The 8,130-nt window shown below is 54.1% G+C and carries 3 protein-coding genes and 2 pseudogenes; 3 read left to right on the top strand and 2 right to left on the bottom strand.

The window, feature by feature from the left end; genetic code table 11:
• A pseudogene (locus CAF79_RS29335) lies at positions 1-233 on the bottom strand (hypothetical protein); the annotation flags it as partial.
• A gap of 322 nt (positions 234-555) precedes the next feature.
• Between CAF79_RS29335 and CAF79_RS19405 the strand changes: the two are divergent.
• The 3 genes from CAF79_RS19405 to CAF79_RS19395 all read left to right on the top strand — a co-directional run bounded on the left by CAF79_RS19405 (position 556) and on the right by CAF79_RS19395 (position 7,056).
• Positions 556-2,484, top strand: coding sequence for a hypothetical protein (locus CAF79_RS19405; RefSeq protein ID WP_256579425.1), 1,929 nt, complete (start codon positions 556-558; stop codon positions 2,482-2,484).
• A gap of 166 nt (positions 2,485-2,650) precedes the next feature.
• Complete coding sequence (locus CAF79_RS19400) at positions 2,651-4,579, top strand: hypothetical protein (protein ID WP_170929748.1); 1,929 nt, start codon at positions 2,651-2,653, stop codon at positions 4,577-4,579.
• Positions 4,580-4,761: 182 nt separating this feature from the next.
• Positions 4,762-7,056, top strand: a complete 2,295-nt coding sequence (locus tag CAF79_RS19395) for an autotransporter outer membrane beta-barrel domain-containing protein (RefSeq protein WP_085699587.1) — start codon at positions 4,762-4,764, stop codon at positions 7,054-7,056.
• A 234-nt stretch (positions 7,057-7,290) separates the two neighbouring features.
• Here the strand turns inward: CAF79_RS19395 and CAF79_RS29195 are convergent.
• A pseudogene (locus CAF79_RS29195) lies at positions 7,291-8,130 on the bottom strand (Ig-like domain-containing protein); the annotation flags it as partial.

The following is an 8,130-nucleotide window of genomic DNA, read 5'->3' as shown; positions in this document are numbered from 1 at the left end:
GTTGACAGCCATGGCGCGAACTCCGATCGAATGGCGGGGCGATGGAGGTATTGAATGGCGCTGAACCGAGGCTGGCTACTGTCAGAAATTACAGGTGCGGGCGGGTTTAAGACGAACGGTTGACCTGAAGGCTGAAATGATAAAACCCGCCGTCCCATGGAGTTTCTTTGAATCGAGGGTTTCGTAGGGCGAATCGAATCGACTTCCGGCGGGTTTGGCGTGGGTTTGATCATGGCGAATCTCCGTGATTGGACGGAGCCGCCACGCCTCATCGCTAAACCGGCGGATTCTGGAGGATGCGTAGGCATCGGCGCGAGGCTGGGTAGCCTGAGTCGGTCAGCCACTGAGTATGTTTGTTAAACATTTCTGTTTATGCCGCTCTGCCGAATTGACTGCAAGCCCAATCCCCGACGAACGGTAGTAAAACCTGTAATTTCTGACAGTAGCCGGCGAATGTGCAACGCCGTTAAATCACGTCAGAGCAACGAATCATGAACCTGCAGATAACGTGCAGATGTTCAAGAGGCGTGGCCATTTCGTGAGAGGGCGTCCGTAATGCCGATGACTCCAAACCAGATCGACTCTGTAGATCCCGAACTGGAAAAACCCAGGGTTCCGATCATCCTCAAGGATGAGAACGGCGATGAAAGTCCTGATGGGCTGCTGCCGCGCAGTGCTTTAAGCGATGATCTGCAGGTGATTGTCCCCGACTGGATACCGCCCCCCTTCGCTGATCCCATCCCTTACATCATTACCATCAGTTGGGTGCTGGAGGGCGGCTCTTTCACTCCGGTGTACAAAGATACATTCGATACGCCGGGTGAGAAGGTCTTGAAAGTCCCGCGGGACAAGCTGGCGCATGGCATTTACGCCTTGTCCTACGAGTTGAATTACGGTGGGAACAAGAAAAATTCCTTTGATACTCGAGTGACGGTAGATCGGCTGCCTCCGGATGATGGGCAAAGCCCCGGAGCCCTGATATTGCTGAACGTTCCCGGTGACGTCATTACCGACGACTATCTCACCCGTTTTGGCGAGGTCAGGTTTCAAGTCCCGTTTTATGTGGATGCCAAGGCACGGGATCGTGCGATCTATTTCCTGACCGACAGCGACAATCCGCCGGATTCGGAGCAGGAAATTCGCGAGCAAGAGTTCAGCCAGCCGGACATCGATCAGAAACAGTTGATCATCACGATTTATGAAGCGGACATTCGGGCCAGAGGGCACGGCCCACGATATTTTTATTACAAGTTGCGTGACTGGGCCGGCAACATCGGGCCGCGCGCCACGCTGTTGCCGGTGTTTGTCGATCTGAGACCCGGTCCCGGCAACCTCAAGCCGCCTCGTGTGCCCTTGTCGATCCGGGGATTGATCGACCGCGAGCATGCCCGCGAAGGGGCCACGAACCAGAAGGCTGTTACGGTCGAAATCGACCCTTATGACAACCCGGATGCTTCCGACAAACTTCTGATCCGGTGGAACGGTCATGATCTTGCACCGCTTGATGTCGATCCTGCGGCATTTCCACTCACCGCGACCGTGCCCTGGGCAACGCTGACGGCTGACGGGCTCGGGCCCATGGACGCGCATGTCGACTACCGCGTCAGCCGGGGCGGGATACCGACGCTGCCGTCACCTGAAACAACCGTGCCCTACAACTTTACAGTCGCAGGTCAAGACCATCCCGACGCACCTGCACTGTTGAACACCAGGCTGGCAAAGGTCGAGATTTACGGCGCCGTTTCAAAAGAGCTGAACAAGCTGCTGCCCGATGACTACGAATTGCCTGCCGAAGGGCAACTGGCGCTTCATGACGATCCCGTACCGGGGGAAAAGGTCTTTCTGTATTGGGGAGCCATCAGCACACCCGTCGCGGAGTACGAGGTTCAGCCTGGGGACACGGCCGGGAAGATCATTTTCTTCAGCATCCCCTGGGCGTTTATCGACCTGGACAAGGAAAACCCCGTACTACCCGTGCGCTACGTCACCGATAACGGTGTGAATCAGCAGTTGGCCCCGACGACCCTGGTGAACGTGGCAATCATCATCATCAGGAATCTGCCCGAGCCGACCTTCCCGGATGGCGGGCGACAAGGGCTACTCAATTGCTGCGCCAACCCGCGGTTGTGGGTGCATGTAAAAGTTCATGTCAAAGGGAATGACGCGTTCGACGAGAACGACGTTGTCGAGCTGCATTGGCAAGGGTGTCTGGGCCCCAACGGTACTTCTCCTATTGCGGGCGCTGCAGACTCTTTCCCGAAAACGCTGAGTATTGATGAGGCACGCAATGGTTTTGACGTGCTGGTGACGGACTATCAAAAGTTGATTGCGCCCATGGTCAATAACGGATCGGCGCTCTGTCGTTATTTTTTGAGAAAGAGCAATGGTGGGCGGGGAGAGTCGAGGCCGGATTTTGTAATCATCAATAGAACCATGCCCAGCGGGGAAGTCTGTGGACCGGATAAGGATCTTTGTAATGAGTGATTTCCCCGAAGGGCAAGTGTTTCAGGAAGTTTGTGCGTGTAATAACTGCTGATGCGCACAGTCGTGCCAATGCAGTGTTTTTTGATTTGCGGTTGGTTCCAGGTGTTCTGGCACGGGGATGCAATACCCTTTGTCATTTAATCAAGTCATTGAAAGGATGAGCAAAATGAAAAATGTCATTAAGTTGACCCCGGTACAAAGTCGTGAGCGTTATTTGAGTATTCTCCGAAATTCACCGAAAGCGGGCTATGAAGCGCCTGAGCTGGATGATGATAATCCTCTGCTGCCTGATGAGATGGACGATGAACCGAATCAATTGCACAAACAGTATCAGGGTTTTGCATTGAAAGTGAATGTCCTCAGGTTCGACGGGTCTGACGATGATCCTCCCGTTGACGGGTTTATAGATCTGACTTGGAATGGCACTCGGCAAGGCACCCGGTATACCTACCGAACCCCTCTTGATCCTGTAATTCTTGAAATTCCAATGGTATTGCCAGCAGGGCTTACGAATGTCTCGGGTCCGCACTTGTTGAGCTATGTACTCAATCATGGCGGGAACACTAAAGATATTCCGGATCTGCTCATCAATATCGACACTGCGCCACCTGATGTCAGCGGTCTTGTTTCTCTTCCTCCGGAGGTGGAGGCCAACGGGATTACCAAGCCTTATCTGGATGCCAACGGTTTTGTCCTGATTACCATGCCAAGGGTCGCCGATATAAAAATAGGGGACAAGTATGAATGTTATTTTGGCTCGACATTTCCGACACCGGTACACGTAGGAGATTTTACTGTTGTCGATTCTCTTGATCCCGTTACCTTTAATCTGACGACCGCAATGGTCGGAAATGAAGAGGGTGAGAGAGCGATTTTTTACTATCGTACGGATCGGAAAGGCAACCGAAGTCTAAATTCGCCTTTCAAACGAGTGAACGTAACATTGACGGACCCTCCAGCAAATCTGCTACCTCCAAGTATTCCGCTGTTTGATAACGACATGGCACCGAAGAAGATCGACCTCGCCGACGCTCGGATGCGCCCTGGAGTAGGGATCGAAGCTGAGTACGACAATTTTGTGGAGGGTGATGAACTTGAGGTCACCGTCGATGGCGTTGTAGTGCCAGCACAAAAAATCGCTGGCTTCCCTACTTATGTAGAGATTCCTTATTCGTACTGGCATAACGGTGATCTCGGAGAAAAAACCATTGAGGTCAGCTATCAAATAAAACGTGGAACGGTTCGACATCCTGCCAGTAATCCCCCCAAAAACGACGCTGTACTAGTCGATCTGCGCCGGCCAGGGGACGGCGAAGGTCCAGATGACCCAAATCCCGATTTTCTTCCAGTCGATGTTCAAGGGGCGGGCGGCAATCCGATAAACGTTTTGACGGTGCTGGACAAGGATCAGGATGTTGACGTAACAGTGGCCGCTTACCTGGGTATCAAGGATAAGGATATTGCCACTCTGATCTGGAACGGAGTTGAAGTTACAGACGCTGAAGGCGGTGTTCTTCAGTTGGATGGTACGGAGACTGACCTGGATTGGACAATTGATTGGTCAGTTGTAGATGCTGGTGGGAACGGCACTGAAGTTCCAGTGACTTATAAGGTCACCAATCCTGATGTGAACGATAACGAAGAGCGCTCACTGCCGCGGGATGTAGATGTGTTCATCAGACCGGGGAGTGTGCCTCAGGCAACCTTCCAGCATCTCGATCCGGATTTTGGTTATTTGAATTGCCCTTCATTGCAAAGCCATCCAGAGCTTATAAAATGTATCGAGGTTTTTATTCCGAGGGGAGAACCGCAACTGGAAGGTCAGACGTTGACTTTTACTTATCAGGGCTACAGTGATTCCGCTGGTAATACTGAGATACCGGGTAATAACGATAAGGTTACATATAAGCCGGATTCTTCGGATGTGCAAAATGGTTTTACCATACGCTTTCCGTATCAGCAGTTTCTTGATACAGGAAATGCATGGGGGGCGGTGAGTTATGAAGCCGTGATTGATGGGCGGCCTACACCGTCAGTGCGACACCTGGTCAGGGTGCTCATGAGGCATGGTGATGCGACACCTTGTAGTATTTGAAAGAAAAAAACGGGAGGCTGTTGCCTCCCGTTTTTATAAAATCAGTGTCAGGGATTTTTCTTCCTTGTTTATCGGACTTGTCCTACATTTTTTTTTGAGGAATCCGATTAGTTTTCGCGCTCTATTTCTTTACGAAAATGCATTTCGCACTTTTGCACGGGTATATCAGAGGTGGGTAAGTCATGAGAATATTTGGCGGGCGGCTTGAACGTCTTTCTGTAAAAGACGCGTTGAGTATTCTGATGGTCATGCCAGCCATTTCCATTTCCAGCGGCGGCATACTGGCAGCCACCATTGTCGATAACACGACGCTGAATATCGATTCGACGACAACGCCGATCGATTATCTGGTGCGTAACAACGCAGTGTTGAATGTCAATGGTGCCACCACCCAGTCAATTACCATTCGATCCGGATCGACACTGACCATCAATGGCGCCACGGTCGTCAGCAATCCTGGCGTCGAAGGCATTCTGGTCACCAGCAGCCGGGGCACCATCAACCAGGCCAATGTGACCAGCGACGACATCGGTCTGGCCGTCAACCGTTCTTCGATTGCCGCTGGCGGCTCTACTGTGGATGTTTCCAACAGTCAGATCCGTGGTGATGTTTTCGGCGCGCAAGTCACGGGGCTCAGCACTTTGTCGCTGGCCAATACGCAAGTGACCGGTACTGGCAGCAATGGCATTGGTGCGAATCTTCTTGGCGGCGCGTTGAACGCCTCCGCCGGGACGGTCATCACCGGTCAGGCGACAGGCGTGCGCATGGTCAACGATACGGCCAATGTCGGCGCTCGTACGCTCACTCTGAATAACGCCACTGTGCAAGGGGTCAATGGCTCAGCAGTTCTCGTTGATCGCGGGACCAATGCAACCATCAACCTGTCGAACGGCGCCCGGCTGCTTGCCGGGAACAATAATCTGCTCGACGTCCAGGGTGCCTCCACCGCCGCCATGACCGTCGCCAGCAGCGAGTTGCAGGGCAACATCAACATCGCCGGCAACAGCACCGGCAACCTGACCTTCGATCAAGGCCGGATGACCGGCGATGTGCTGGTCGAAAACGGCTCCACGGCCAACGTCACCCTGCAGAACAGTTCGCAGTTCACCGGCCGTCTCGACAAGGTCAATGCCGTGACCGTCAACAGTGGTTCGATCTGGACCCTGACGGGCAACGACACCGTAGGAACGCTCGCGATGAATGGCGGGACGGTTCGCTTTGGTGCGCAGGATGTGCCGAATACCTTTTACCAGTTGAACGTCGGTACGCTGGCCGGCTCGCCCGATGGTTCCAGCACTTTCGCCATGAAGGGCAACTTCGCCACGGGGCAGCATGACTTCCTCAACGTCACCGGTGTGGCGACCGGGCAGTTCGGTTTGCTGGTGGCGGCGTCCGGTCTGGACGCAGTCAATCCACAGCAACTGACCCTGGTGCACACCGCCGCTGGCGATGCGCACTTTGCGCTGACGGGCGGGCGAGTGGATCTCGGGACATGGTCCTATGACCTGGCCCGGCGACCAGTTGGAACCGGCGGCACTGAATGGTTCCTCGATCCGACCACCCAGGTGATCAGCCCTGGTGCCAGTGCGGTGCTGGCCCTGTTCAACTCTCCGATCACCCTGTTGTACGGCGAAGCCAGTTCACTGCGCAGCCGCATGGGTGAGTTGCGCTTCAACGGTGGCCAGTCGGGCGCCTGGGCACGCACCTATGGCAATCAGTACAACGTGTCAGAAAGCTCCGGTGTGGCGTACAGGCAGAACCAGCAAGGGCTTTCCCTCGGAGCTGATGCCCGGGTGAATGACAGCGATGTTCTGGTGGGCGTGATGGGTGGTTACAGTCAATCGGACCTGAGTCTTGAACACGGCACCTCGGGCACGGTCAAGAGTTACTACTTCGGGCCTTACGTGACGTGGATGGACCGCGACACCGGCTACTACGTTGATGGCGTGCTGAAATTCAACCGCTTTCGCAATGAGGCCAAGGTTGGAATGAGTGACGGCACGCGTGCCAAGGGCGATTACGATAACTGGGGTTTCAGTGCATCGGTTGAGGCTGGTCGTCACATCAAGTTGAGCAACGATTACTTCATCGAACCTTTCGCGCAGTTTTCAGCCGCGCAGATCCAGGGCAAACGCTTCAGCCTGGACAACGACATGCAGGCCGATGGCGATCGCACTCGCTCATTCCTGGGCAAGGCTGGCGCCACGTTCGGGCGCAATTTTGATATCGGCAACGGTGCTGTGGCGCAACCTTATGCGCGCGCGGCCATTGCTCATGAGTTTGCGAACAACAATGAGGTGAAGATCAACAACAACGTGTTCAACAACGACCTGTCGGGTTCACGGGCGGAGTTCGGTACGGGTGTGGCGGTGGCGTTGTCGGACAAATGGCAGGTGCATGTCGATCTGGATTACGCCAATGGCGAGCATATCGAACAGCCTTGGGGGGGGAATGTTGGGGTGAGGTATAGCTGGTAAGTCACGGTCTTGAGTATCAGAAAGCTGCTACCCCTTGAGGGGGTAGCGGCTTTTTTTCGCTTGGTTTTTATACGCTTTACTTCAGCGGATGCGGGCGCGTAATGAACCACAATTGTGCAACCTGAATTGCGTTAGCCACAGGTGCGGGGGCCCTTTTCCAGAAAGACCTTTCGTAGCGGGCGCTCATCACTCGCTCAATTTGAATCTCGTGAATCTTGAATGAGTTCAACTGAGCTATTTTTCACAGATGACCTTGAGGGTGGCTATTGCAGAAAAAGTCAAATAGATCCAACCCTCTGGATGGGTGTTATGAGCAACTGCAGATACGTGATACGAGTTGTTTCCATTTTTACCTCCTGTGAAATAGTGTTCGGTCACGAATCCCGGGCCGCGAGTATATTTCGTGCGAACTACGGTGGAGAAAGATTGCCAGCCAGCACCTGAATCAATCTGAGTTGCGCCCATACTTGAGATCCACGCAGCCGCTTGAGCGGCTGAGTGTTGCTGATGATTGACCAGTATCTGTCTCACATTAGATGTCTGAACGGAGAAGGTGACAGAGTTTTGAGCGCTGTCCTCGACGATAATGGTGGCAATCCCATTACCTTCGCTTCTGACTAAGCCGGTGTTGTCAACGGACGCGATTGTTGGGGAAGACGATTTAAACGTGTAGGGGGGCTGACCGCCTGACACGGTTTTCCGCCCTGCGGTACCTGCAGGGTCATTACCCGTAGTCACCCAATTCAAACCTGTGCCAGCGATGGTGTAATTGCGCCCGTTCAGGATGAGGGTGGAAGGATCCACGGTAAGTCGTTGGCGTACGGTGAAGATACGAACCGCCGACTCCAGTTGTGACCCATACAATGCCCTGGCCTTGATGTTGTGTGGCGCGACGCTCAGGCCGGTGAAGGTTTTGCTCCAGTCGCCGTTGGCGTTGACATTGGTCACGGGCGCGACGGCGGTGGCGCCGTCATAGAGCTGCACGGTCTGGCCGGGGCTGGCCTTGCCGGTGACGGTGACGCTGGTGTCGAAGGTGGTGCCGTTGTGCGGCACGCTGCCCTTGGAGTCGGTGAC

This window comes from Pseudomonas sp. B26(2017) (assembly GCF_002113045.1).
Taxonomy (GTDB): Bacteria; Pseudomonadota; Gammaproteobacteria; order Pseudomonadales; family Pseudomonadaceae; genus Aquipseudomonas.
The sequence above is the reverse complement of the archived record's forward strand: the minus strand, read 5'-3'. Positions and strand labels throughout refer to the sequence as shown.

Coding starts and splice junctions, on each gene's coding strand:
- CAF79_RS19405 (WP_256579425.1), top strand. CDS start 556: ATGCCGATGACTCCAAACCAGATCGACTCTGTAGATCCCGAACTGGAA.
- CAF79_RS19400 (WP_170929748.1), top strand. CDS start 2,651: ATGAAAAATGTCATTAAGTTGACCCCGGTACAAAGTCGTGAGCGTTAT.
- CAF79_RS19395 (WP_085699587.1), top strand. CDS start 4,762: ATGAGAATATTTGGCGGGCGGCTTGAACGTCTTTCTGTAAAAGACGCG.